At 46.2% G+C, this 26,033-nt stretch carries 23 protein-coding genes and 3 pseudogenes; 17 read left to right on the top strand and 9 right to left on the bottom strand.

Translation table 11 applies throughout. From position 1 onward, the window contains the following. Positions 1 to 46: 46 nt before the first annotated feature. The 9 genes and pseudogenes from NZD89_RS00215 (at position 47) to NZD89_RS00180 (ending at position 6,884) form a co-directional block, all read left to right on the top strand. The gene (locus NZD89_RS00215; protein WP_268005891.1) at positions 47 to 982 is read left to right on the top strand and encodes a hypothetical protein; all 936 of its coding nucleotides are present in this window, start codon (positions 47 to 49) and stop codon (positions 980 to 982) included. A 165-nt stretch (positions 983 to 1,147) separates the two neighbouring features. Next, positions 1,148 to 1,426 carry a hypothetical protein gene (locus tag NZD89_RS00210; protein ID WP_268005890.1) on the top strand — a complete coding sequence of 93 codons (279 nt, stop codon included), beginning with the start codon at positions 1,148 to 1,150 and terminating at the stop codon, positions 1,424 to 1,426. Between the two features lie 586 nt (positions 1,427 to 2,012). Beyond that, the gene (locus tag NZD89_RS00205; RefSeq protein ID WP_268005889.1) at positions 2,013 to 2,345 is read left to right on the top strand and encodes a hypothetical protein; all 333 of its coding nucleotides are present in this window, start codon (positions 2,013 to 2,015) and stop codon (positions 2,343 to 2,345) included. Then, positions 2,312 to 2,863 (top strand): spore coat protein, encoded by a 552-nt coding sequence (locus NZD89_RS00200; protein ID WP_268005888.1) that lies wholly within the window; start codon positions 2,312 to 2,314, stop codon positions 2,861 to 2,863. Before NZD89_RS00205 ends, NZD89_RS00200 begins: the two co-directional genes overlap by 34 nt. A gap of 88 nt (positions 2,864 to 2,951) precedes the next feature. Then, positions 2,952 to 3,224 (top strand): VTT domain-containing protein, encoded by a 273-nt coding sequence (locus tag NZD89_RS29350; protein ID WP_369125248.1) that lies wholly within the window; start codon positions 2,952 to 2,954, stop codon positions 3,222 to 3,224. A 116-nt stretch (positions 3,225 to 3,340) separates the two neighbouring features. Beyond that, the gene (locus NZD89_RS00195; protein WP_268005887.1) at positions 3,341 to 4,426 is read left to right on the top strand and encodes an MGDG synthase family glycosyltransferase; all 1,086 of its coding nucleotides are present in this window, start codon (positions 3,341 to 3,343) and stop codon (positions 4,424 to 4,426) included. A gap of 385 nt (positions 4,427 to 4,811) precedes the next feature. Then, positions 4,812 to 5,330 (top strand): annotated as a pseudogene (locus NZD89_RS00190) (glycosyltransferase); the annotation flags it as partial. 12 nt (positions 5,331 to 5,342) lie between these two features. After that, positions 5,343 to 5,948: a glycosyltransferase gene (locus NZD89_RS00185; RefSeq protein ID WP_268008344.1), complete on the top strand. Its 606-nt coding sequence runs from the start codon at positions 5,343 to 5,345 to the stop codon at positions 5,946 to 5,948. 36 nt (positions 5,949 to 5,984) lie between these two features. Then, positions 5,985 to 6,884 (top strand): diacylglycerol/lipid kinase family protein, encoded by a 900-nt coding sequence (locus NZD89_RS00180; protein WP_268005886.1) that lies wholly within the window; start codon positions 5,985 to 5,987, stop codon positions 6,882 to 6,884. A gap of 61 nt (positions 6,885 to 6,945) precedes the next feature. On the opposite strand, the gene NZD89_RS00175 is transcribed toward NZD89_RS00180, so the two are convergent. Continuing rightward, entirely contained in the window at positions 6,946 to 7,563 is a 618-nt protein-coding gene (locus NZD89_RS00175) for a lysophospholipid acyltransferase family protein (protein WP_268005885.1), read from the bottom strand. Between the two features lie 211 nt (positions 7,564 to 7,774). Here NZD89_RS00175 and NZD89_RS00170 point away from each other — a divergent pair, with 211 nt between their 5' ends. Together NZD89_RS00170 and NZD89_RS00165 are read left to right on the top strand one after the other, a co-directional pair. Further along, positions 7,775 to 8,293 (top strand): SDR family NAD(P)-dependent oxidoreductase, encoded by a 519-nt coding sequence (locus NZD89_RS00170; protein ID WP_268005884.1) that lies wholly within the window; start codon positions 7,775 to 7,777, stop codon positions 8,291 to 8,293. Beyond that, positions 8,212 to 8,670 (top strand): SDR family NAD(P)-dependent oxidoreductase, encoded by a 459-nt coding sequence (locus tag NZD89_RS00165; protein WP_369125229.1) that lies wholly within the window; start codon positions 8,212 to 8,214, stop codon positions 8,668 to 8,670. Before NZD89_RS00170 ends, NZD89_RS00165 begins: the two co-directional genes overlap by 82 nt. Here the strand turns inward: NZD89_RS00165 and NZD89_RS00160 are convergent. Beyond that, entirely contained in the window at positions 8,645 to 9,730 is a 1,086-nt protein-coding gene (locus tag NZD89_RS00160; RefSeq protein ID WP_268005882.1) for a class II aldolase/adducin family protein, read from the bottom strand. The genes NZD89_RS00165 and NZD89_RS00160 overlap by 26 nt on opposite strands. A gap of 132 nt (positions 9,731 to 9,862) precedes the next feature. Further along, positions 9,863 to 10,582 carry a YkoP family protein gene (locus tag NZD89_RS00155; protein ID WP_268005881.1) on the bottom strand — a complete coding sequence of 240 codons (720 nt, stop codon included), beginning with the start codon at positions 10,580 to 10,582 and terminating at the stop codon, positions 9,863 to 9,865. A 211-nt stretch (positions 10,583 to 10,793) separates the two neighbouring features. Between NZD89_RS00155 and NZD89_RS00150 the strand changes: the two are divergent. Together NZD89_RS00150 and NZD89_RS00145 are read left to right on the top strand one after the other, a co-directional pair. Further along, a pseudogene (locus tag NZD89_RS00150) lies at positions 10,794 to 10,949 on the top strand (alpha/beta-type small acid-soluble spore protein); the annotation flags it as partial. A 14-nt stretch (positions 10,950 to 10,963) separates the two neighbouring features. Continuing rightward, a complete protein-coding gene (locus tag NZD89_RS00145; RefSeq protein ID WP_268005880.1) occupies positions 10,964 to 11,119 on the top strand; it encodes a hypothetical protein in 156 nt (51 codons plus the stop codon). A 388-nt stretch (positions 11,120 to 11,507) separates the two neighbouring features. Here NZD89_RS00145 and NZD89_RS00140 read toward each other — a convergent pair whose 3' ends face one another. From NZD89_RS00140 to NZD89_RS00115, 6 genes and pseudogenes are all read right to left on the bottom strand, one after another. Then, positions 11,508 to 13,292 carry a reverse transcriptase/maturase family protein gene (locus tag NZD89_RS00140; RefSeq protein WP_268005879.1) on the bottom strand — a complete coding sequence of 595 codons (1,785 nt, stop codon included), beginning with the start codon at positions 13,290 to 13,292 and terminating at the stop codon, positions 11,508 to 11,510. 804 nt (positions 13,293 to 14,096) lie between these two features. Beyond that, complete coding sequence (locus NZD89_RS00135; RefSeq protein ID WP_268005878.1) at positions 14,097 to 14,540, bottom strand: hypothetical protein; 444 nt, start codon at positions 14,538 to 14,540, stop codon at positions 14,097 to 14,099. 794 nt (positions 14,541 to 15,334) lie between these two features. After that, entirely contained in the window at positions 15,335 to 16,093 is a 759-nt protein-coding gene (istB, locus tag NZD89_RS00130) for an IS21-like element helper ATPase IstB (RefSeq protein ID WP_268005877.1), read from the bottom strand. 22 nt (positions 16,094 to 16,115) lie between these two features. Continuing rightward, positions 16,116 to 17,640 (bottom strand): annotated as a pseudogene (gene istA, locus NZD89_RS00125) (IS21 family transposase). Positions 17,641 to 17,935: 295 nt separating this feature from the next. Further along, positions 17,936 to 18,181, bottom strand: a complete 246-nt coding sequence (locus NZD89_RS00120; protein WP_268008343.1) for a DUF2442 domain-containing protein — start codon at positions 18,179 to 18,181, stop codon at positions 17,936 to 17,938. A 397-nt stretch (positions 18,182 to 18,578) separates the two neighbouring features. After that, positions 18,579 to 18,806, bottom strand: a complete 228-nt coding sequence (locus NZD89_RS00115; RefSeq protein WP_268005876.1) for a helix-turn-helix domain-containing protein — start codon at positions 18,804 to 18,806, stop codon at positions 18,579 to 18,581. Between the two features lie 212 nt (positions 18,807 to 19,018). Between NZD89_RS00115 and NZD89_RS29345 the strand changes: the two genes are divergently transcribed. From NZD89_RS29345 to NZD89_RS00100, 4 genes are all read left to right on the top strand, one after another. After that, a complete protein-coding gene (locus NZD89_RS29345; protein ID WP_369125228.1) occupies positions 19,019 to 20,443 on the top strand; it encodes a TniQ family protein in 1,425 nt (474 codons plus the stop codon). A gap of 71 nt (positions 20,444 to 20,514) precedes the next feature. Then, positions 20,515 to 23,142 (top strand): TnsB C-terminal domain-containing protein, encoded by a 2,628-nt coding sequence (locus NZD89_RS00110; RefSeq protein WP_268005875.1) that lies wholly within the window; start codon positions 20,515 to 20,517, stop codon positions 23,140 to 23,142. Next, the gene (locus tag NZD89_RS00105) at positions 23,139 to 24,185 is read left to right on the top strand and encodes an ATP-binding protein (RefSeq protein WP_268005874.1); all 1,047 of its coding nucleotides are present in this window, start codon (positions 23,139 to 23,141) and stop codon (positions 24,183 to 24,185) included. The genes NZD89_RS00110 and NZD89_RS00105 overlap by 4 nt, the downstream gene beginning before the upstream one ends. A 145-nt stretch (positions 24,186 to 24,330) precedes the next feature. Next, positions 24,331 to 25,983 (top strand): IS1634 family transposase, encoded by a 1,653-nt coding sequence (locus NZD89_RS00100; protein ID WP_268005873.1) that lies wholly within the window; start codon positions 24,331 to 24,333, stop codon positions 25,981 to 25,983. Positions 25,984 to 26,033: the final 50 nt, after the last annotated feature.

The following is a 26,033-nucleotide window of genomic DNA, read 5'->3' as shown; positions in this document are numbered from 1 at the left end:
CCGAGAAGGGCTAACCGCTCTATCTCATCTGAATTGGGGTTGCGTTATGCTGCCAGTGGTCAGGTCTCATGAGCAGTACCAATCGTTCGTTCAGCAACAACTGCGTATTCACTATGCAAATGGGTCGCTTCTGTTTGTCTCCAAAGACTGGTCACTTGTTAAGAAGTTCTGGATCACCGACCTCTCTGGCACGTTTAACTTACTCCAAGAAAATTTCTCGTGTCGTGGTCCAAAGTCCATTGACCCTGCCGACTTACTGCGTTCGTATCTGCTCATGCTTCAGGTTGGGGAACCATCTGTCACAGAGTGGGTCAATCAATTACGGCGCTGCCCATTGTATGCTATCCTTAGCGGCTTTGAGTACGGGAAAACGCCAGGCGTTGGTACGTTCTACGGCTTCTTCCGACGGTTGTGGTCTTGTGATTCTGCAAATCTTTCACCCAAACACAGACTCAACCGTAAGAAAATCAAAGGTGGCAAAAAGGGTGAAAAGGCACCCACCAAAGCGTACAGCAAAATCGCAAAACTAATGACTCAACTACAGAAGCGTTCCAGCAACAAAGTCCAACCTTTCGACGTTCTACTTAGATTATTTCAACGTCAATTTCTTACCGTCTCTGCGAAATCCAGCTTATTAGGTAACACCTGCGCCCTTCTATTGCTAGCGATGGAATGCCACTTCAGACAGCTACCCAAGTTCGTAGTCGGCGACTTTGCAACTGTCGCGAACTCGGCGTTGTACCATGCAGGTGCTATCGTATCTACTCCCAACCCGACTGTGACATGGGGTGGGACAGTTATCGAAACAAATACTTTTTCGGTTATCACCTCTATACATTTGTTGCTGCCGATAGCCCCTATGACCTACCGCTCTATCCCAGGTTGCAGCGAGCTTCCCGCCATGATGCGACATCGTGGGTGGTTAGTGCCCGCGAGTTTGTTGAACGCTTTCGTGATTACACCTGGGACAAGGCAATTTTAGACGCTGCACACGACGCGCTGCCAATTTACGAGTACCTTCATTCGCGAAGTATTAAGCCGTTCATTGATTTGAACTTGCGCAGTACAGGAAGTAAATAAAGGAGTTCAGAAGGATGACATCACATTTTCCCCGACTGGGATCCCCTTCTGCAAGAAGGGATTGGAGATGAAAGACCGTGGATATGACAGTACACGGGGTCGACGCAAATACTATTGTCCGCTCGTCGTAAAAGGCGTGGTGACTTGTGATACGCCTTGTTCCGATTCAACTTACGGAAGATGCGTTCACACATACACCAAACACAATCCTCGCTTGTTCCCACCCGTTGCCCGCAACAGCAACGAGTGGGTCAATGTCTACAAACGCAGAACCACCTGCGAGCGTAGCAACAAGCGAGTAAAAGAGGATTACCTCCTCGAAGCTGCAAGCATCGCAGTACCATGATGTGGACAGTCCGCATCTACGGCATCGCCATGTGTCAACACATGGACGCTTGGTACCAAGAGAGCAATCTAGACCTGAGATCGATGCTCTTGTCAGCCTGAGAATACCCCAATCATACCATCTCCAGCGATGACTTTTTGAAAATCGAATCATCATCGCTCTGTTTGCTATACCCTTTTTCATGGAACATCGTCCCAACAACCATGAAACCGTCGATTTCCAGCGCATTTCTGGAATTCCACCTGTTTTATATCACTTTTCAAGACTCCAATGCTGAGAGGCTATTGCAATAAATATGCTACTGAATATTCAACGAGGCTGCATAGATTCATAACTCCTATTAGCTGGATTAGATGCTCAGATTCAAGTGACAGGTTCTGGTGCAAAAATTCACGAACAGTGGTGTATCGTAACTGAGTCCACACTACATATGGTGTATTCAAATATTTTTGCACCAGAACCGGAATCTCTTTGTCGCACGTCTTGTGGCAGTACCTGGTTGCCATGTTTGTACTCACATTAAGGGAAATCATCAAACTTCCCGGTGATGGGGGAATACAACACCTCGCTCCTGGCAGATGAACAGTTGCGCGGTACCTACTTTGGTGTCAGTTCCATTGGTGGCCTCAGTTTCTTTGTCGGGCCTTGGCTTGGCGGCGTCATCCTCCATGCCAGCAGCGGTACAGTTTTGTTCCTCGTCGCTGCGGGTTTTTCGTTCCTTGCTACACCTATGTATCGAACGGCTGATAAAATTCGCTTGTCGAGGCAAAGTAAATGCCAGCAAGAGACTACGCTCAGTGCATTTTTGGTACGTCCAGACGTACATAAAGCGAAACGCGTGGGCCAAATTAGTAACATTCCAAGTACACTGGGGAGGGCGATGAAATGCCACTTCGTGGACATGAAGCGTTTGAGCTGAATGAGTTGTTGTATGGCTGCGTGAATACGATTAACAGCATGGGAATTTTCATCAACCAAGCGAAAGACCCGGAATTAAAGGGCATTCTTCAGAAGCACCAGGACGCGCACATTCAGGACTATAACATGAAGGTAGAGTGGGCGAGATCGGGATCATGCAATGAAAAGCTGAATGTCCCGCCGATGCCGGCAAAATCGGCAGGCACACAAAAACCACCACAAGCTGTAACGCCAAATCCAAACGCTGCGGCGTTCGACGACAGGGGTATTGGAACAGCCTATTTGGTCAGTCTTAAGGCCAACGGAAAGAGCTATGCTTCGGCTGCGTTTGAGGCAGACGAACCACAGTTGCGCCAGTTCCTTGAGGATGCATTTACAATGTGTTCCCATCACGCCTTTGAAGTTGCAGGCTGGATGAGCAAGAACGGCTATTATCCTGGAGAACAAGCGACAGGCACGTATCTTAAAGCCCTCAATCAAACGTACGATCCCGTTCCCCAAATGGCAGGGGTCCACTAACCGGGTTCCTCAGCGAAATTGTGAATGTGGGACTGGCTTCCCTGTATGCGCTCGCATGCAGGGGCGTTTTGTATGACGGCTTGGAGTCATCGGATTACTGTTGGCCCGGATCATTCCATTACCATTTATCGTGGTCAACTACACAGCAGGGGTTTCGCGATCGGTAAAACCATGGAACTATATTTGGACGTCGGCAGTGGGGGGTATTCCACACTATGTCGCGGCTGCTCTCTTATTTGTCGGAGCATCGCGGAAATACCTCATTTTGCTTGTTAGCGGTGGAATTGTACTTCTGGTCGTGTGGACCTTGGGATATCTGTTCAACAGTCACGTTCAACGGTTAAAACGATGGGCCCACTAAAAGAAGGGATGACGAGAATTTCTGCCCCTGGGAGTCGAAGCAACATCGAATGGATTGCTATCGCCGGAATTCGGCGATCACCATGCGCAATCGCGCTTTTGGTTGGAGGTAATTAAATGGCTAAGGCTTTATTGTTGCCAGCCTCATTAGGAGACGGACATAAGCAGGTGGCATCGGCATTACGAAACGTCTTTATTGAGCATGGTGTGGAAGTTATAGAGGTTGACTGCTTTCGTTCAACAAACTTTCGTATGGCTAGGTGTCTCGAATATTCGTACGAGTGGATGACCCGTTACACTCCACCAGTATATGGAATGTTGTACAGAATGACCTCGAATCTAGGTCCACATAGTAGACTTTGGAAGGCCACGTCCTTCTTTTCTAAGCCGGCAGTAATTCGTGCGCTAGAGCAATATCATCCAGACATTGTGTTGCAATTGTTCCCAAACCATTCATTGGCAAGACTTATCTGGCAATGGAACAGACCATATCTTGGAGTTGTCTTAACCGACTACAGCATCCACGGAAGTTGGTTTCATGATAATGTTGACACTTATTTTTTCGCAAATGAGGAGATCTGTGAAATCGCACGGCCATTCGTGTCAGCACAAGCGGAAGTAGTGATATCAGGAATTCCCATTCGGTCCCAATTTCATATACACGATTCACCACAAAACCTGTCGAAGAATCGCCCTTATATTCTGTTTGCTACAGGTGGCCGCGGCGTATTTCCACACTTGCGACGTGCAATTGTAATTGCTCGTCGAGTGTTGCCTAATCATGCTGTGTATGTAATGTGTGGTCGTAATGAAGTTATGCTTCACCAAGTGGAGGGATTTGCTGTAAACGACCCGGACATTCATGGCTTGCCATTTGTGAATAATGTATCCTCTTGGTTACGAGGGGCGTCGTTTGCCGTCATAAAATCGGGAGGAGTAACAGTGAGTGAATGCCTAGCCAGTCATTGCCCGATGGTCATCTATCATCCACAGCCAGGGCAAGAAGCAAATAACGCAGCCTTTATAAAACGCATAGGGGCGGCCGACATTGCACGAAATTCCGAAGAATTCTATACCATCCTCAAAAGAATGAAATCTTCGAGTCAACGTACAGAAATGGCCTTTGCTTGTGCGTCCGCAGCACGTCCTGATGCGGCAAAACGAATTGTGGAACATGCCTTGCAACGATTGAAGATACGTTAAAACACATCTGAGACAACGTCATGATTTTGAAGATTACCGTAATCATGGACCTCCGATGTCTAAGGTCACCCGGTCAAAGGCTTTTGACTGTTCACGAATCTTGACGGCTAAGCCGACTCTGCCAAGTGCACTTAATAGCTGTTCCTTCCCCACGCATCTCTCTATCTGTGGAGTCTTCCAAAACGCCCACAGGGAGATTAATCCCGTCACAAAATGAGTGCGCATCTGCCATGTATGTCGATGCACAGACAAGGAAAAATTAAACATTGTTCAAACTTTCCAACACATATTCCGGCAATTCCGTCTGTGTAAGAGCTGCTGACGTTCAACAAGTTGTATAAACAAAAGTCTGTGTTATATCTGCATACGAAGGTCGGTGAACGGGATGCGAATCGCCATATTCTCTGAGACATTTCTCCCTGGAACGGATGGTGTTGTCACACGTTTGTGTGGTACATTAAAGCACCTATCTGAATCAGGTCATGATGTACTATTATTTGCGCCTCATGGAGCCCCGCCAACGTACGCCTTTGCCACGATTATCGGAATCCCTTCCTTTCGTTTTTTTCTTTATCCTGAAAAGAAATTTGCGTTGCCCTTTCCAAGGGTCGGAAAAGTTCTAAAAGAATTTCAGCCTGATCTTATACACGCCGTAAATCCGGGCTTTCTTGGCTTCGCCGCAATTTACTACGCGCGAAGGTATCGTGTACCGCTTATTGCGTCCTATCACACACACATACCGACGTATGCACGTTATTACCGGCTCCCTTGGTTGGAACCATTTTTGTGGTGGTGTTTTCGCCCGATACACAATCGAGCTGAAATCAACCTATGTCCGTCCAGTGCAACAATAGTAGAGCTAGAGTCCCGAGGATTTCGTGACCTCGCTTTGTGGGAATGCGGCGTAGATTTGCAGATGTTTTCGCCTGCAAAGCGTTCAGAGCAAATGCGCACACGTCTGTTAAACCGCCACAAGGATAATCACCAAAAGTTATTATTGTACGTGGGGCGCCTTGCCAAAGAAAAGGAAATTGAGAATCTGCGTCCATGCCTTGACCGAATGCCTGATATACATTTAGCCATTGTAGGAGATGGTTCGTACCGCTCAACACTAGAGTCCATTTTTGCAGGTACCAATACAGTATTCACTGGGTACTTGTTCGGAGAGGAATTAGCACAGGCGTACGCTTCTGCAGACGGCTTTGTCTTTACATCAACCACTGAAACCCTTGGGCTTGTATTATATGAAGCGATGGCAAGTGGTCTGCCAGTGATGGCCTCGAATAGTCCCGCCACACAAGAGGTATTGGAACACGGAAGAATTGGATTTATATTCGACCCAGAAGATTTCGATTCCATGTTGGAAGCGCTAAATGGATTGTTGTATGACGAAAGACAACGCAAAAGAGTCCAAGCATTGGCAAAAGACATTGTATTTACCCTGGACTGGAGCAAACCAACTGAACAACTTCTCAGCCATTATCAACGCTTGCTTGTCCCGCGAGCTGCAAATCAACCTTAACCCATTCAAGATTCGACTTATTAACCAGCATCCATGTTGCAGGGGGCGTTCCTTATAGAAACCTTATTTATCGTCAATCCCACAGCCGGAAGAGGAACAACCAAATCACGATGGGATGCTTTCGAACGGCAACTAAAGAAATATACAACTTTCCCTTATAAAGTACACTTTACGACCCGTTCAGGGGAAGCAGAAACTGTTTCTTTGCAGGCAACCCACTCGCACTTTGAACGAGTGATCGCCGTTGGTGGAGATGGGACCGTTAATGAAATTGTCAACGGAGTGCTTGGCAGAGATGTGATGATTGGGATACTTCCGTTTGGTACAGGTAATGACTTGGCACGGTCGATAGAAGCTAATAAATCCGATAAAGACCTACTACATATGCTGTGTTACCCTAAGGAAGCGTCTTTAAATGTGGCGAAAATTAACGGACGGCACTTTATTAACGCAGCAGGCATCGGATTTGACGGAATAGTTGCGAATCATATAAATCGGCATATGTTCATCAAAATCCTCGGGGCACTTGGATATTCCTTAAGCGCCATTACTGTGTTAAAATCATTCACTCCATCTGAAGTGATGCTCAACATTGACGGAAATTGTGTAATTCTATCACACGTGTGGATGATCGCCATCGGGAATGGCTCCTTTTATGGAGGTGGTATGAAAATCTGCCCGTCTGCCAAGTACGACGACGATTTGCTTGACGTGTGTATCGTGTCTAACTTGGGGAAAATGAATTTCTTAAAACTCCTTCCGTCCGTCTATACGGGAAGGCACGTTGAGAAGGAGACTTTTATTACAACGCAGCAAGGAAAGCACATCGAGATTACTTGCCCCGATTACATGATTGCTCATGCCGATGGTGAACTCATTGCCTCCTCTTCCCTTCAGATCAGTGTTAGTGAAAAACGAATTCGTTTTCTCACCTAGTAAAGGAAAACCTGTAGCAGGGGTTATCGAGCCCAGTGCCTGTGCGGGCTGCATCGCAAACTCACTGTATACTTTCTTGACCCACGATACAACTTGTTGAACTGAGCTCTACGGAACTCTTTAAATTTTGGATCGTTTGCATCACATCTTGAGCCAGCAATCGATAATCTGAATGAAATGGTATGATAGGATCTCCTACAATTATTTGAAATCGTCTGAATAATTTAGCTCGTTGAGCACAAATAGCGATCGGAACGATTGGTACAAATTTAGCTTTTGTTGCAATAAACCCAACTCCCGGTTTCCAAGGAAGCTGACGTCCATTGCGATTTCTCGTTCCCTCAGGGAAGATCCCGACAACCTCGCCCATCTTCAGAAGCAAAATGGCGTAACGAATTGCACCAATCCCTATCCCAGTACGCTTCACAGGAAACGCGTTAAGTTTTTTTAAAATCGAACGTAGTACAGGGATCCGAAATAGCTCGTCCTTCGCCATAAATTTAATCGTTGGGTTTAGGCATACACCAAGCAGTATCGGGTCGTGATTGGAAATGTGATTCGAGGCGATAATATAGGGACCACAAACAGGTAGTTTCTCAAGCCCGTTAACGGTGACTCGGTGAGAAGCCTTGTAGTACATTTGAATGATGCATTTTAAAAACAAACGTGTGTTTACCATATAAAATGGTGCTCCTTAGAATGAAATCGAACGAGGATCTTATCCGCAAATATCCTGTCCAATACCGTCCATCGTCATCCAATGTTCATATACAGCGTGACTCATTCGATTCGGCACGCTAGGCGAGATTCGCAACGTAAAATTTGATTGTGCAATGCACAATTTGGGTATATTGAAACATAGACGGTTTGTAGTAAGGTGGCGAATTCATGTGAGCGGATTAGCGAATCAAGTGGTGGCGATTGTTGGGGGTTCAAGTGGTATTGGCAGGGAGAGTGCACTGCTGTTTGCTACACAAGGAACACAGACGCTGTTGATTGCTAGAGGGAGGGAACGCTTACGAGAATCCGTCGATGAGATCCGTGCGAACGGAGGAAAGGCTCAAGAATTTCCCGCAGACATTACATCCCCGGATGAAGTAATACAACTTGCGAATCAGATTCGAAGCCAATTTGGGCGCGTGGATGTACTCATATACGGTGCGGCTGAATTCTACCTATCACCGGTGGAGATGATGGATTGTGGCCTCGCCAAGCATGCAATGGAAGTGAATTATTGGGGTGCCGTGAACGTGACGCAGGCATTTTTGTCGTTAATCAGAAATGGTGAACGAAAAACCATTGTCTTCATTTCATCGTTGTCCGTTCCGTGTACACCACCTTTTTTGCAGCATACGCTGCAACTAAACACGCTCTTCGCGGGTTTGCTTTATCTTTGCGGCAAGAACTGAAACCTGAAGGAATACGCGTGCAAATGATAACGCCAGGTCCTGTCGATACGCCGTTAATCGAGAATTACCTTCACCGCGAAATGTATCGCTTACCGCCTGGAATCCCGGTGTTACAACCGAGAATAACAGCCAAGCAAATCTATAAGGCGGTGATTCAGCGTAAACAAGACGTAGTGGTTCCAAAACGAATGGGTTGGGCGGCCCGCCTTGCCTACGCGTTCCCCTCTTTGGTTGAATCATATTATCGTTTATCTGTCCCTGATTGGATCCAGTCGATTCAAACCCAGATTGAGAAACATAAACATCGCACCTTGGAGCCGCACCCAACAGTCGTTCAAAGCAATTCCACGGTTACGACATCGGAACCTGAGGAATAATTCGGCCTTCAATCCGTTCAAAAATATCGTCGAGGTCTCGACCTGTAATGGTTAAACCGTGGTTTTTCAGCCCAATGATCGCACGGTCAGGATTATCTTCCTCGCGAACCAGTTGTGCTACTGCGCGGGCGAGTTCCACGGTACCGCAAGGGTAATTAATCTGGGTCGAAGGAATCCCATCCATCCACGCATGAATGTGAACAACGGCGCCCACTTTGGGGTGCTCTGTATAGATCATCCAATGTTCGATGGCGTCAACGGATACCCTTCGAGGTGTAACGTTGGGAGGCACACTCAACTGCATCGTTTTGCGCTCTTCATGAAAATGCTTAACAAGAAGCATGTCTTCCCCAATACGACTCAAGTTCCCTTTGTTTACTCCGCTCGCGCTCATCCAAAAGCGCCGGTCGTCTTTTCGTGCGCTTAAATTGCCATAGCTCAACCCACCGATCCCGAAAAGTCGCTTGACATGCCGAAAATCTTCTGGTGGGAGAATTTCCTGTATCGGAAATGGTGCGGGGAACAAATCTATTTCGTCGATTTTTTTTGCTGCAAGGCGAACTTGTTCAGTAATATCGTCCCCTTCCCAAAGGTCTTCCGGTAGGTCGGGTTCAAATTCGTTGTTAATGATCAAACTCGATGAAGCCAAAGGTTCCATGCGTTTGAAAATATATTCGAAGTACTTGTCATCCTGTCCCATCTCATAAGGCACTTTATAATAGCCCTGTTCAAGCGTTACGAAATAGGTATGTATGTGGTCGCCAGTGTTCACGATATAAATTAATAAGTTTGACAGCGCGCGAATCAAAGTCGGGTAGGCCGCACGGAGGACGTCTTGTGGCTGCTCGTTTGTTTCGACAACTGAAATAACATAAGTCGCCTGTGCTTTCCGACGATAAGGACGTGGGGAGCTGGCTTCGACAAAATTGAAAACGAGCCGAATATCCTTTTCCGCTGGATCAACGAAGCGGTATCCGTTTTTCTGAAGAACTTGCTGGACTCCGTCCATGAACCACCTCAGAACGTCGGTGTTGATTTGCCCTGATACCGAGTAGACCATGTTACCTCCTCCTGTCATCTAAAATCACGATATATTGTATACGGATTGTTGTTGATTTATCCCAATAAGTTGAGCGGCAACGAGATATGAAAATTGAACGAATGAATATCAGTATTTTCCGCACAAATTTGGTTAGTTTGATGATACTTCAGATGCTGAATGCGAATTGAATTCCCCATCCCGGAGTCCTCCGTATTCCCGGATGAGGCGATGCTTTGATATCGCCACAATTTTGGGGATAAAAATGTCTGGACGAGCCTCAAATAATGAACTTGCATTTGGGTTTGTCATGCGAAAAATGTTCCGCAAATACCATTCCAAAAAACGGTAAGTAGGCTGGCTCTGAATGGGAAAGGTGCTAAATCCAAAGCGTTCTACACCTCGATGGATAAACGTTGTACTATATAGGATTTTTGCTTTTTCATACTTGTGGGAAGCAACACAATCAGCAAGCACAGGCAAGGACTGCTTGGTTTCTTTTATTAGCCTGGCTGCCATGCTGACCACAGAGCCATGCTCACGTATGGCTTGATTCAATACTTTGTTGTTCATGTGAATCTCGATGATGGGGTCAAACCTACGTACACGGATTCCGTCAACGGACAACGATCGTCCGAGATATCGGTGCTTAGCAATGCAAAACAGATCCGACTTTCCCTGTTGTAGAGGTTTGATTCCTAACGCCAAACGGAACAATGCATCGCATGATTTCCAAATCAATCCATGGATACGGTCATTTTGACCACCTTTCTGTTGCTGTACTTGATCCTCGATAAAGTACTCTTCACCAAGGAAGAAAGCTAACAAAATATGCACCATGTTCATCGCTCTATCCCGGTGTAATCGGATCATAACCATCAGCCCCCTGCACTCTACAAGATCGGTGTCGATGGGTATTATCGACGAACAAATGGAAATTACACTCGAAGGGAGCGTAAAATGGTTGCCGACAAACATTATGTGCATGCACTCCCGCCTACACCCTCAAGCGAATTGAGTTACGAAAAGGACAGGTGGAGCCACAGAACTTACCTGTCTCTTCTGTCGTGAAGTTCATCAATCAGCAAACGCAATCGAGCGCATGAAGTATGAAATAGCACAGGAACTCGGCGCAGACACATCATCTCCTCTGAATGGAGCTGTCGGCGATGAAATGACGCCACGGCTGGTTGCATTCGCAGAACAAAGCTTGTCCGGTCACTCTGGTGGGTTACTGTAAAGGAGACAACTAAAATGAAGGTTCGTAAGCTCGTGATCTGTGGGGGCATCACGCTATTGTTGGCAACTGGGTGTGTCCCAGGGGTGCAAAACGCTACAAACAACGCAGGGAACACAATGGGTAGTGCTGCAAACACTGTAGGCAATGCGACGAGAAACGTATCCCAATGAAAAATGCCCTCGCCCCGTAGTCGGAGCAAGAGCTTCGGTTTACGTTTGCACTGCTGTCGGTTGTTCAGTCGGAGCTGGTGCACTTGCTTGTCACTGCATCTAAAATTTAAGACGGACTCCCAATGTTCCTGGTCTTAAATGTCCTCCTTGACGCAAGTCAGGCTTCTCTGTCCACACCCAGACGGGATATCCCTTAGCTAGGCGCACTATTGATCTAATCTAGCCGGGTAGCTTGGGCACCTTGCGGTGCCCTCGCCCCCTCAGAACCGTGCGTGACGTAGGGTAGACCGCCGACGAGGTACTAAAAGCAGCCCTTTTCCTTCGGTCCCCCTCCGAACCGGGCTTGCAGCTTTCACTGCACCCAGCTCTCCAGTGCCTCATTTCATGTTCAGGTATTTTTACGTCCCGCATGAATGTCTTCATGACATCTGCGGCAGACGATAAGTGTCTTCCGTTTGCGTGATGCCATGTTCTTTACCCATTCAGGTTGTTCTTTTCTTCCCTTGCCCTTTAAATCTTTCAGGTGTCGGATATGGTGTACCTCAATGTTTTCATGGGATTCACACAGTTCGCAGGTGTTAGCAAGAAGCCGTTGAATTAACTCTGAGCGCTGACTATTCCAAATAACCGGCGGAGAGTCATTTAATTCGACTGCCCTGATTCTTCTTGCTAGGGAAATCCCGCCCCACTTTGCCATGAGTGGCTTGCGTCCCTCGCCTCTCTCAATAGTCACTTGAAGTCCTTTTCGAGGTCCCTGCTCAGTCTGCAGTACAGTTCGATAGCGACGATAGACCTCATTCACGCTTATACGATACTTGCGTGCGAGTGTTTTCGTCAGCGATTGTTCCATAATATGTCTTAAACGGCTAAGCTGGTGGCGATTGAATGCTAGCTGGTAGTACTCCGCAATCCCCCGAAACTCCGCCTGAAACTGAGATATGATACTATAGGCTGTATTTACAGTGCGTTCCGTTCGACGAATGGGTTTTCCATTCCGAAGGTAGGGTTTACACTTTTCCCGAATGACTTTCATCGGTACTTTTAGACCGATTTGTCCATTGATGCTACGGTGACCACGCTTGTCATGCTTATGATCATTATTGAGAACCATAATCTCATAACCTAGAAAACGCGCTGTTTCAGTTCGCGCGTGCGTGATTAGAGTCTTCGTCTCAGACAGTTCTAGCCTGAGAGAATTGCGGAGGAAGTCTCCAATTTGTCGCTTGATATCCTCTGCTTCACACTTTGGTCCGCTCAGCCCTAACAGCCAATCATCGGCGTATCGTATGTAGCGAAGTCGTCGGAATCCCGGGTCTTCAGGGTCTCTAGATGGGAGACATTGCAGCTGATTTCTCAGTTGCCTCGCCCGTTCCTTATTTCCCTGTTTCTCGTAGTACGTGATTTGTCGATGAACTCTCATGTATTCAGGATTCGGAGCACGTCGAGTTCCAGCATTGTACTTGGGCAGGATTTCTGCCTCGACAAACTTGTCCAATTTATCCAAATAGATATTTGCTAAAATCGGACTCGAAACGCCACCCTGTGGGGCACCACTTAAAGTTGCATGATACCGCCACTCTTCCAAATACCCAGCGTCGAGTAAACCCTGAATGAGGCGCAAAAAGCGTTGATCGTGGATTTTGTCTGCTAAAGTGGAAAGCAGAAATGTGTGATCCAATCGATCGAAACATTGGGATATATCGCCTTCGACGAACCATGTAGTTCCTCGCCATCCTGAATGAATCATGTCAAGCGCTGTGTGACAGCCTCGACCCGGGCGGAATCCATGTGATTTCGAGCTAAACTGAGGCTCGTAATATGCCTCCAAAAGGTTGCGGATAACCTCTTGCAACAGCTTGTCCGACCACGATGGTAGTCCTAGAGGACGTTTCTGGTTGGAATTCTTCTTCGCGATGTACGTTCGACGGACAGGATTCCATCTGTAGCGCTCATTACGAACGGCGTCGATAATGGTTTGAATTTTCGTTAGTGACATACCATCTGCTGTTTCCGGTGTTGTTCCAGGAGTGAGAGCTCCATGATTACGATAAATGCGACCATATGCCCGTAGGTAAAGGAAAGGGTTGAATAAATTACGATACAGACGTTTCAGCGGTTGACCTCGTTTACCTAACTCATGAATGACTCCGAGTACAGTTTCGGCGCTCTGCATTTCGCATACCTCCCTGTCTTGAGAGTCAAAAACACCTGTGTCCCTTTGCCTTGTGAGCGACTTTCTCACTCTCCTTGGTGGGGCATTACTCCCACGACTACTACGGACACTCCGTTACCATAGGGCTCGCGCCCCTTAGGCAATCCCGCATTCCCATTGCACTGGACGTATCTAGCGCGACTTAGGCGTCCCGTTCGTCTCCTTGAGTGAACTCACTGTTCACCGCTCATCAGTCAGAAGGTTGGGGCGACAAAACTCGGAATCGCCTGATACTGATGACCCTGCTCTAAGGCGTTGTGTCAGGAGATGTGACGGTTCCATCGCTGGAGACTGGGATTCATACAATACAGTCTTCGCCATATCACGCGGGTCTTGCACGACTACGCCCTAAACGCCTTCGGTTCGTATCGCACTTTCCCACCATGCTACTTTCCCCTCCCGCTTTCGCGTTTAGGTAGGGTGGGTGACCCAGAGGCAATTCTTCCGAGCCTCTCCTCTCTACAAGAGGTATCCAGCGCCTGGTGAAACGGCGCACAGTTTTCCCGCATACGGCTTTCGTTACCCGTTTGTGGCTGATGATATCGAGTCAGATTTGACAAGGGTTCAATTCACAGAAACCATACCCAAGAATCAATCGCACATCATCTGTTCCGTAACCTTTACCGAAAGGCTAAAGAGTTCCTTGACATCAGTCCTACTGCTCTATAGGGAAAATGGAACCTGTGTAGCACTAAGAAGTTATGAAATCTTTCTTCTGCTGACTGATTCAATCTACTTTTCCTAACCATTCAACACCTAGTATTGTCATTCTATAGGAATGTCGTCTTCTTCCCTCGGAAGTTCATCGAACATTTGAATTATGATAGATAACGTAACAGTGTCATTATACAGATGAACTGACCGAAGTTTTACTATCGGAAGGATACCATCCAAAATCACAGGTTTAAGCAATGAAGTAATATACGCCCCAATACGATAATAGAAATCAATATCTGTCCCTATAACTCTACAGCGAAAAGAGAGCGTGTTATTCTCACGAAATTCAATATCAATTCTGGTATGAAAAGGTCGCTTTAAGATCGTATATGCGTCGCTATCGAAGGGCAGGTTAATGTCAAGTGAGATACCATCCAGAACATACGACAAAGCTTTATCTTGAACCAAAATCTCGACCGTAGATGGAAAGTTGTACATTGCAGCATAAAATTTGTCGGCAATGTCTACTGCTAAATGTCTTTCAAATTTCATTATGGGTATCCTCCCCGCGTTTAAACTACTTAGTTGCAATTTCACCTTCTTTCTTAAGGCTAAAATCTAGGAAAGCTTTTATCAAACCAATGCAAGATTACTGAAAAAGCAAATTGTCAACTAGATCTCGTGAAATACTTATTGGTACAGTTCCAGATAAACTTGGGGTAAATTTAGAGGTAGGTTAGCAAACAGAAGGGAGCAGTTGATAAATTGTTAGTTGGGGTCGATGGTGTTTTCCGAGCTTTACAAAGAACATGGGCTTAGTACTGTACACACAAAGTTTATGATACTGGTAGATCTATTCCCCTTCGCCAAAAACAATTTGGCCATAACGCCATGTTGCAAAATTGTAGTAGAATTACGAACTATCATTTCGTTCTCCGCAAGTAGACTGTCTGTTCACATTAAGGATGCACTCTCCGCTATCGTACTTTTAAGTGGTTATGGGGATCTGAGTAATAATTCATTTGTAGGGCTTCTGAAAGTCATAAAGAATAAACCTTGGATTAGCTATTAGTCCGAGCAACATAACACCTTGCTACTCTTCCAGTGTTTGGAACACTCATCAAACTCCTATAAAATCCTCTTCTGGGAACACGTGCGGTCCCAAGAATCAAGTAATCTGTATGTCTTATTTGTCTGCAAACTGTAACATCCCAACAACTGGCTGTGTATTCCGGTCAAAGTGGCCACTTGTTCCGGAAAATAGCGGCCACTTGTTCCGGAAATATGTAGGCCACTGTTCCGGTAATTCGCGGCCAGTTTCCGTCCCTCAAAAGCGTGGTTATATCTTAAATAGCAGACTCCTCATTTTCTAGCAATGGGCTCTTGAGTTTTCTCATTGATTCCCCCTGTAAATTGACCTTGTAGGAGCTGTGTACCAAGCGGTCTAGGATAGCATCTGCGACTGTGGGGTCCGCGAATTGGGAGTGCCACATTTCAACAGGGAGTTGACTCGCAATACACGTTGATTTAAGCGATGTCCTATCGTCCAGGATATCGAGGAGCTCTCTTCCGTCTGATGTGGATATGGAGGCGAGACCCCAATCGTCTAGAATCAGTAAGTCTGTCTTGGCGAGCTTCGCGGCCAAACGTGAGTATGACCCATCCGCCTTTGACAAGGTAATGTCTTGGAACAATCGAGATACTCGATAGTATCTGACCGAGAAACCCAATCGACACGCTGCTGTCTCGAGTGCACAAGATAAATAGGTTTTGCCACCGCCTGTGGGACCCGTTACAACAAGATTGTGGTGAGCAGCAATCCACTGGCCGCTTGTCAGGTGACGAATGAGTGCGGAATCTAAACCACGTGCAGGACGATGGTCGACTTCTTCAGGTGTTGCCTGAACCTTGAATTTTGCCTCTCTAATGAGTTTCCCTAAACGTTGGTTATAACGGGACGTGACTTCATGGTCCACCAATAATCCAAAGCGCTCTTCGAAAGATAGCCCCTGTAATGTGGGGTCCTGCATTTGCCTTAGGTATGCTTCCGCCATAGCAGTGAGTCGTAATCCCCGCAGCGCGTCCACCGTGTGATTATTTAACATGTTCTAGCCTCCTCCAACTCATTTAGTGGACAATGTTTTGCTTAGAAGATTGATAGTAGGCCGCACCGCGCACATTGCTGTGCATGGGTGTTGGGTTGTCGATATGAAGTGGCAGGGTGAGCTGTTCCATGCCCTTTTTCAGCATAGTCTTGACGCTTGCCAAAGAAATTGTGTTTGCAAGGAGCGCCTTTTCTGCTGCTCGTTCCAAGCGCTGACCTGAGTATTGTTTTGAAAGGCTTAGTAGACCTAAACAGGAACGATACCCTTGTTCTGGATGCCGTTTGCTGTCTAGAATGCGTGAGACTAAAATCCCGGTGTTTGGGCCGATGCTGTTTCCCCAGTTGATGAGACGGGACGGCGTCCACTCGGCGTGTGCTTGATGAGACCTTGGCCGATGAGCGGAGTCCGTGACAAACTGACCTTTGGCCGTACCCCGAACATGGCTTGCTACGCGATTCCCCTTGTGAAAAATCTCTATTACCCTCTGAGTGCATCTTACGCCCACTTCTTGTCCAACCAACGGATAGGGGACACTGTAATATGTGCCCTGCACCGCTACGTGATAATCTATATTTACCCTTGCCGTTCTCCAGGTGGCGAACTCGTAGGGCGTTTCACGCAGGGGCTGGAGGGCTGGTTTGTCTACTGCCTCGAACAGTGACTTACGGGACCCCTCCAGCTTTTGAAACGGTTTTTCGTTCAGCCGAATGACAAGCTCTCGAATCGCTACATTCAGCTCATCTAGACTGAAGAAAGTCCGTTTACGTAGCACGGCTAGAATCCAGCGCTCTGCCAGCAACACTGCCGCCTCGACCTTTGCCTTATCTCGCGGTTTGCGTGGCCGTGCTGGTAACACTGCACAGCCGTAATATGACGCCATCTCGAAGTAGGTCCGATTGAGGGTAGGCTCATAACGGTCGGACTTGTTTACGCCAGATTTCAGATTGTCTGGAACTAAGAGCTTTGGCACGCCTCCAAAGAACTCAAATGCATGAACATGTCCTTGAATGAATGACTCCAGATTCTGTGACCACTGAGCCTCTACATATGTGTAGCTACTCGCACCAAGTGTAGCCACAAAAATTTGCGCCTCATGAATTTCACCGGTTTCAGGGTCAATGACCCGAGCAGTTGGTCCAGCGTAGTCGACGAACATCTTTTCTCCCGCCCGGTGTTCGTGTCGCATGGTGACTTGTTTTGTTGATACCGTTCACAAAATTGGGTGTGTTGATATCCGTCGGGGTGCTGCTCCTTGTACTCCATCCACAGCAATTGAAGGGTAACGCCCTTCTTTCGCATCTCCATGTGAATTTCATTCCAATTGGGCTCGAAGCAGTTCTTGGGTCGGCCTTGTGGTCGGGGAAAGAGGGCCCTTTCAAGCTGTGACTCGGTCATGTCGTCCGGCAGCGCCATGTGATGCCGGCTTCGTCTGCACGACGGATAATTTTTCCGATAGTGGCCCTAGAGAGCATGAGGCTTGACGCGATAGCACGCTCGCTCATTTGGGACTGGTGGTAAAGGCGTAATACTTCGTGGATTTTGTGCATGTTGGTCCTCCGACTGGCCAATAGACTAAATCTCCCTTCGCTTGAGATGCAATCTCATTCAAGGGTAGAAAATTGTCTACCTGCCGCGTTTTTTGGAACCCACGCTTTTTATGAGGGACGACTTTAGACGCGGAAATAAGCTGTCACCAGATGGCCGTCATTTGCGGATTTGGTGGCCGTTATTTTCCGGATTGAGTGGCTGCTATTTTCCGGATTCGGTGGCTGCTATTTTCCGGAATCCCTGGCTACTATTTTCCGGAATACGCAGCTGGCTACGCATGAGCCGAGAGACGATTCATAATAAGTCGTCATACTGAGCGAGGATTTTAATATCCATGGCATCAACACCTTGCTTGTACAGGTTATGGGGATCTAAATCCAACTCACCCGGCCAAGTTACTGTCCCCAACTCAGGATCAATGTAAAACTGTTCAAAAAACTTCTTCTCGCGTAACTGTTCGAGAACACCTTTCATCAGTGGCTTTATGTCAACGAATTTACGTTCGTTGTTGTAAAATTCAAGAAGTAACCAGCCATTCAGCCTCGTAAGACTTTACCCTTGATAATTCGAACCATGATGACACCTACCATTCTTAAAATCGAAATTTCAGACAGCATTGGCCACGTCCATTTGTATCTAATTACTCAGCAAGGCTTGATATTGGGAAACCCCTTTCATTGAACTTAAGCTCCAGAGCACGAACTGCGTTTAAGAGTTTTTCCGGATGGCCTCAAAGGCTCCCCATCTTGTATCGAGGGGTTTGCAAAATAGAGAAACAAAGACCTAGTAAGCCACGCATCATGAGATAAATTTGGTGGGTGTTAATAAAAGCTGTTTTCGTAAAGTTTGTTTCTCTTCAGACAATACTAAGTGTACTGCATAATAACCAGGTCATGTTAATTGACCAAATTCTCTCTCATACTCTTCATAGAACTAATCACTCCACAACTTTAGATTTTGTGGAGTCGTCGTTAATATGTTGAATGACGTCCTCAATACGACACCCCAGATGTGTGCAAATCTTGTCCAATATCTCTAACGATACGTATTCGTCTTTACTGATTTTCGCCAACGTCGTGGACGACGCACCAATCGCATCCCTTAACTCACTTTTCGTCACATGCTTACGATGTAAAGTTGCTGCTAAAGGGGCATAGGAAAACACAAATTATTCCTCCCAGAATTAGTTTTAATCCGATAATATAGCAATCTCTTTACGTTTCCAAAGACAAAATCCAACTGTAAAATCCTCTCATCTCCCCCGCGCCTTATTCGTGTATATTTTCTTTACTTATATGGATATTATGTTTATGTATTCACAAACGACGAGTAGAGTTAAATTCTATACGTCAATTTATCGTAAGTAGGGGGATTCTAATGCAGTCTGAGTACGTAAATGAAGAATATGCAATGTCAGAACTGGCCCGAAGTTATCTCTATCACTTGAACCCAATCTGGGATGGTCCGTACACAGAGAGTTTAACCAGCTATACAAGCCGACTATCTGACGCACACGGATTAACCATGGCGGATTTCCTTAAAGAAGTTCTCAGCTCAGTTTTACATAAGCCTTACCTTAACGATATCCTGAAAAAAGGGGGAACAAGGTTTTTCTATTATTCTAGCGCTTTCAATGGATTGGCCCGTGGTGCAGAGCGATTGGTACAGGGATTGCAATATTTGACAAAAGTTGAAAACCTTCAACTCTTAACCTTTTTACCATATCGAGAAGTTCTGTCACATATAGGGCTTCTTCACCGGTTTCGTGCGTGGTGCCCGCTATGTTATCAGGAGTGGATAGAGAGCAATGCGATTATTTACGACCCGCTCATATGGTCTGTGCAGACCGCAGAGTTCTGCTCCATTCATCGTAGTAGATTAGTACACATCTGCTCTAAATGCGGGCGAAATCAATTTCATTGGGAACGGTATAGTCGACCAGGATACTGCTCATGTGGAAATTGGCTTGGAGTGTCTGGTTCTATTAGTTGCTCTAATCAACCTTCTTACTTTATCAACAATACTGATAACCAAATGGGCATATCACGTTCCACAAGGGTCTGTACAATAATACAACTAGCACAAGAAAAGCAGTCACAACAAATTTGTGCACAACAAATTATCAGTCATTTACTGACTCTGACTGACGGGAATGTAGCCCTACTGGCCCGCAGAGTGGGACTTCCGAAGTCTACTATGCAGGGCTGGACACAACGTTCGCGTGTTCCTCTTCCTTCCTTAATTGACTTAAGCCTAAAGTTAAATCTTAATTTACATGACATCTTGCTATGCTCTGCATTTCATGATGTTACTGCATTCACCACTTTAGCTTCACCACAAGTTTTTAAATCATCAAGTCGAATTTCTCCCTTTCGATCCAGCGACGTAGAAATATTGCTGCAAACTGAATTGCTTGGGAACCCTCCAAGATCATTACGATGTGTCTCGAAAGCTATTGGCGTAGGTCTGACCACTTTACGCAGAAGATTTCCTAAACTAAGCCAACAGATAAGCGACAGATACCGTGACTATATCCAGCAACAATCGGAGACAAGGTTTCTGATGATAAGTTGTGAGATAAAGAGATGTGTCCAAGTACTAAGCAAGGAAGGAATCTATCCAAGTCGTAGACAGGTGGAACGCTTTCTCGGTCGGCCAGCCCTTTTGCATGAGTTTCGTTTACAGCAAGTTTGGAAACAAGAAATTATGAAATTGTATTCTGTTGACAAAATTCAGATCCGGAGAAATCTGTTGTCCTGCGAATCAAAATGGAAACTGTTACACTCGAAATGTAGCCATTAATAGGCCGAAATATCATAGCTTAGGTGATAAATATGCTCGACGAACATGAATTTTCAAAGTGGTGTCTCTCGATGGGACTCGACGAAAATGCACGAAAAGTTATCTCAAGGATCCGGGAATCCGGTCCATCTCGCAGAGTTCAGGGAGGACCGTTCAATTCACATGGACGTTATCCAAGCCAGAAAATGGGGTTCACTGTACAATGGGAAAGTGGCAACGTGGAGAGACTGGCTGTATGGCTTTACGAGCATGATGATGATGTTCTGGAATACTACGACCAGCCAGAAAAAATTAAGCTGGCCTACGTAGGTAAGGACGGAAAAAAGAAAGGTCTACTACATACTCCAGATTTCTTTGTGCTTCGGACTCAGTCTGCTGGATGGGAAGAATGGAAAACCCAAGATAGACTAATTCAACTATCAGAGAAGGACCCGGCACGCTTTACAAAATTGAACGATAGCTGGATTTGCCCGCCCGGCCAAGATTATGCATCACAATTCGGTCTTAATTACTCCCTACGGTCTAGCTCAGAAATAAGCCCAACATACGCAGGGAATATTCATTTCTTGTCGGATTATCTTCAACAACCGATTTCGTTGGACGATGAAAAACTCGAAGAGTTAAAAAATCTCTTATATCGGCAACCCGGGATAAGTCTCAGTGATTTACTTCAATCACCCATAGACATCGATTCAGACACAGTGTATATCGCCATTGCTTCTGAAAAAGTATACGTGGATTTATCCAAAGAACCGTTTAGTGAGCGAGAGTATATACAGATTTTCCCTACTAAGGAAGTTGCAGAAGCTTTCTATATTACCAATACGAGTCCTAAAACCATACAAGATGATCACCAAATTATTCTCGAAGTCGGCCAGAAATTTACGTGGGATGGAGCAACATGGGAAGTCGTCAATGTTGGGGTCACGCAGATTTCCTTCAAGAATGACCATGGAGATATCCAGACTCTTTCCATTAGTGGATTCGAGTCGATTGTCAAACAAGGAAATATTCAGGGCATACGAACAGTTAAATCAGGCTCAGCCGTTTCAGAAATCGCCCTCGAAGCACGCAAAGAAAACCTAAAGATTGCACTCGAACGTTATAAAGCGATTAAACCATTTCTGGATGGTCATAAAAAACCAAGCTCGGCATCAAGAAACGTTCGACGCTGGATCAAAAGATACAATTTATCATTAGAATCCACAGGGTATGGCCTGGATGGTCTATTGCCACAGAATCGACGAAAAGGTAACCGAGAGCCAAGGCTACCGGAGTCAACCATTACAAAAATGATCGAGTTTATAAGCGATCACTACGAAAAATATCAACAACCCACCATCTACACGTCATATATTTTATTTCAAAAAAAATGCAACAATGAAGGTTTACTGTGTCCCAGTTATCCGACTTACGCAAGATACGTACACGAACGACCGAAAGTTACACAGGAAAAGAAACGAAAAGGTGATAAAGCAGCAAGAAAACATCAGGAATTTTCTATATGGCACCTTGAGTTTTCAACACCGAGACACGGGGAACGCCCGTTTGAGATTGCACATATCGACCATACTGTACTAGACGTAGAGGTACGACTCGGTGAAACTGGCAAAACCGCTCGCCCGTGGTTAACCTTGATGGTGGATGCCTTTAGTCGACGAGTTCTGGCATTCGATGTGGATTTCGAAAGTCCTAGTACACGTAGCAACATGAGAGTCATACGTAAGTGTGTCGAGCGATTTCAACGTCTACCGGATGCGTTCGTTGTCGACGGAGGCAAAGACTTTGAAAGCGTCTATTTCGAAACCCTAGCGGCTCGATATAATTCGGAGATCAAATCCAGGAGAGGTAAGCCTCGAAATGGCTCTGTTATTGAACGGATTTTTGGCACGACCAACAAAATGATACTGTACGATCTCATTGCAAATACGCAAAGTACCAAGAATGTACGCGAACTTACACCAAAAACAAATCCGAAGAACAATGCAGTATGGAACTTACGTGCACTAGACGACTTACTCCAATCTTGGTTTTACGAAACTTATGACACGCAAGACCATCCTGCACTTGGGACGAATCCACGAGACATGTTTATAACTGGAGTCAGTCTGACAGGGCAACGACCACAACGCATTGTGCCGTACGATAAGGAGTTTCAGATTCTTACGTGTCCAGAAACGGTCCGTAAAGAATTAAAGGTTCAAGTGGGACGGGGTGTAAAGATCAATTATCTGTACTATTGGACGGACGATTTCCGTGATGGGCGTATCGAAGGAACCAGTGTTCCAACAAGAGTTGATCCAGACAACGCCGGAATTGCCTATGCGTATATCCTAGGCCGTTGGGTGGAATTACACTCCGAAGAATACTTAATACTACGCGGACGTAGTAGGCAGCAGGTAGAAATTGCAACTAAAATCCTGAGGGAACGCTCTAAACAAACCATGAAAGTGCGCCGCACAATAAATGCACATCAAATTGCTCGCTTGTTAACAGAAGCACATGACAAAGAACTCCAATTACAAATCGAAATAGATGAGGCGAGAAACAAGAAGAATGGCCAAATTGCACAAGATCATGTTACGGCAAAAATCACATCCGTTTCACCGAGACTGAAAGAAACACATAAGTCTTCGACGCTGACATCAAACTCCACTAAACCGAGTCAAGAATTTGGCAATCTGGAGGATCTGCTATGAATGAAATGACACCAAAATTTGATCAGTCATTGCTAACCACGTCGAACCACGAAAGGTTGCTTGCCTTTAAGCAGGGCAGGATTATTCACCCTAGATTGGTTACAGTTTTGAATACGCTAATGAGTTGGGCTACAGAGCCTGTTGCCACGCAGATTGTCTTTGTTCCAGGTCCAAGTGGTGTAGGGAAAACAACACTTCTTGATGTCTTCGAGCAAAAGTTGGTGAAACACTTTTTACAACAGATGCAAGAGGATCCAGGGGTTATTCCTGTTGTTCGAATTGAAGCAGATCCCCCACACTCGAATGGCTTGTTTAGTTGGAGCAACTTTTATATTAAAATTCTTCAAAATCTGAATCAGCCATTGGCTGGTGCCGTAACGAATCGGCTTAGAGCCGACGAATTAAGACGAGCTATGCATAAAGCGCTCACTTATCGAAAAACGAGAGTCTTAATTATTGATGAAGCCCAAAGTATTGGTTTAGTATCTTCCGGAAGAAGACTGTCCGATCAAATGGATAATCTTAAAAATTTGTTTAACCTAACCGGTGTCGTGATAGTATTGGTCGGCACATATGAACTACTGAAACTTCGTGAACTGAGTGGTCAGATTGGGCGTCGATCGATTAGAGAAGATTTTTCCCGATACCATAATAAAAATTTTCATAGTGAAAATAAAGGCCAGGCAAAAGATAATGATTTAGAAACTTTTCGAGACATCCTATTGGAATTTCAACGTAGGCTACCCGTACAGACTATGCCAGATTTCATGCCTTATTTTAACTATCTCTATGCCCATTCGATTGGATGTACAGGAATTTTGAAAGATTGGTTAACTCGCGCTCTGTTTCGTAGTCTGAATGAAGAGGGTCCCACAGTTACTTATGAACACTTAAAACAAACAGCATTAGACTCGTCAATTTGTATGCAATTAATTAACGAGGCTAAATATGGTGAAGAATCCTTCTTGCGTGAGCAGGCACTGGAGGACGAGCTTCTACTCGGGTTCGACAGTTACAACCCGTTTATAAGCATTTGTGGATAACCGGAATCCCGTAACGGCGCGGAATTCCGGTTATTTTATGTAGGCATTTTTACGAAAAGTTGTAGACATGCGAATTTCTGTGGATAACTAGTATTGTTATCCACAGTAGTTGACTTCGTAGAACATATGATTTTAAAATGTAGACATGTACATACGGCGGATATCACGAAAAAATAAAAACGGTTCTGTCACGTCCTACGTGCAGCTTGCCCATAATGAACGCAATCCCAAGACCGGCAATCCCCAAGCGAAAGTCCTCTACCACTTCGGGCGTGAAGATGAAGTGGACATGGATGGATTGAAGAGGCTTGCCGCGAGCATCTCACGATTCCTTGGTGATGAACCCGTTGCGTCGGAGCCCAAGGATAGCGTGCAGTTGAGTCTGCTCGATAGCAAAACGTTTGGCACCGCTTATATCGTCGACTCGTTGTGGCATGAACTTGGCGTGGGTCAAGCCATATCCAAGCGTCTGGCACAGCGCAAATATGAAGCCCCGATAGAGCGGGCCATCTTTGCGATGGTCGCCAATCGAGCCTTGGACCCCTCGAGCAAGCTTGGCATGGAGGACTGGGTGAAGCGAGACATCGCACTCCCCGGTGTTGAGAACTTTGAGGTCCACCAGGGGTACCGTGCAATGGATTTCCTGATTGAATCGGACGTAGACATCCAGAGAGAAGTGTTCGAGACTGTCGCCGACTTGTTGAACCTGGAAGTCGACTTACTGTTCTTTGACACCACGTCAAGCTACTTTGAAATGGATGACGAGCCGGAAGAAGACAGTCTGAAGCAACCCGGCTACTCCAAGGACCACCGGCCGGACTTACCGCAGGTCGTAATTGGTTTTGTAGTGACCCGAGACGGCATCCCTGTGCGGTGTTGGGTATGGCCAGGGAACACGTCAGACATGACCGTCATTCCAGAAGTGAAGAAGGACCTCATTGGCTGGCGTCTCGGACGCGTCGTTACGGTCGTCGACCGTGGGTTCAGCTCGGAGGACAATTTACGTGAACTCCAGAAAGCCGGAGGGCATTACATTGCTGGAGAGAAGATGACCTCTGGGAAGCAGACAGTCGAAGATGCCATGTCTCGTCCTGGGCGATTTAAAACGATACGGGATAACCTTGAAATAAAGGAAATCGTCGTAGGAGACGGTGAGGCACGGGTCCGATATGTGCTCGTTCGCAACCCAGATGAAGCTCGCCGAGATGCGTTTCGGCGCGAGGCACACCTCAAGGCCCTGGAAGCAGAGCTCGCACGACTCAAGGAGTTGGATAACGACGCACACACCAAGGCGCACTGTCGATTGCAAAGTCACCCGACCTTCAAGCGTTACTTGAAGTCGGACAAGCGTGGCAATCTCACAGTTGACCACCAGGCGGTTAAGGCGATGGAACGACTGGACGGAAAGTATCTGATCCGAACCTCAGACGACACACTGTCCGCGGAAGATGTGGCCCTTGGATACAAGCAGCTCTGGCAGGTTGAGGCGGCATTCCGTTCTCTGAAACAGACCATGGAATTGCGCCCGATGTACCACAGGAAGAATGAGCGGATTCGGGCACATGTACTACTGTGCTGGCTCTCGTTACTTTTGGTTCGGGTGGCAGAGAACCGAACTAGCCACACATGGCGAGAGATCCGTTCTGTCATGAACGAGATGCACCTTGTAACCTACAAAGCTGGTAGCGGCAGAGTCCGGCAGCGAACAGAAGTAACCCCGGAGCAGGCACAAATCCTGAAAGCGCTGGGTTACGAACATCCACCGTTGTTCTCGGACATATCCACAGATACGCTGTAGGCACCACACGAAGTTATCCACAGTCCCGAAACCCTAGAAGCACCAACGGG

Origin of the sequence: Alicyclobacillus fastidiosus, assembly GCF_026651875.1 — a bacterium.
In the GTDB taxonomy this organism is placed as follows: Bacteria; Bacillota; Bacilli; order Alicyclobacillales; family Alicyclobacillaceae; genus Alicyclobacillus; species Alicyclobacillus fastidiosus.
Note: the sequence above shows the minus strand (reverse complement) of the source record. Positions and strands in the feature narration are given on the sequence as shown.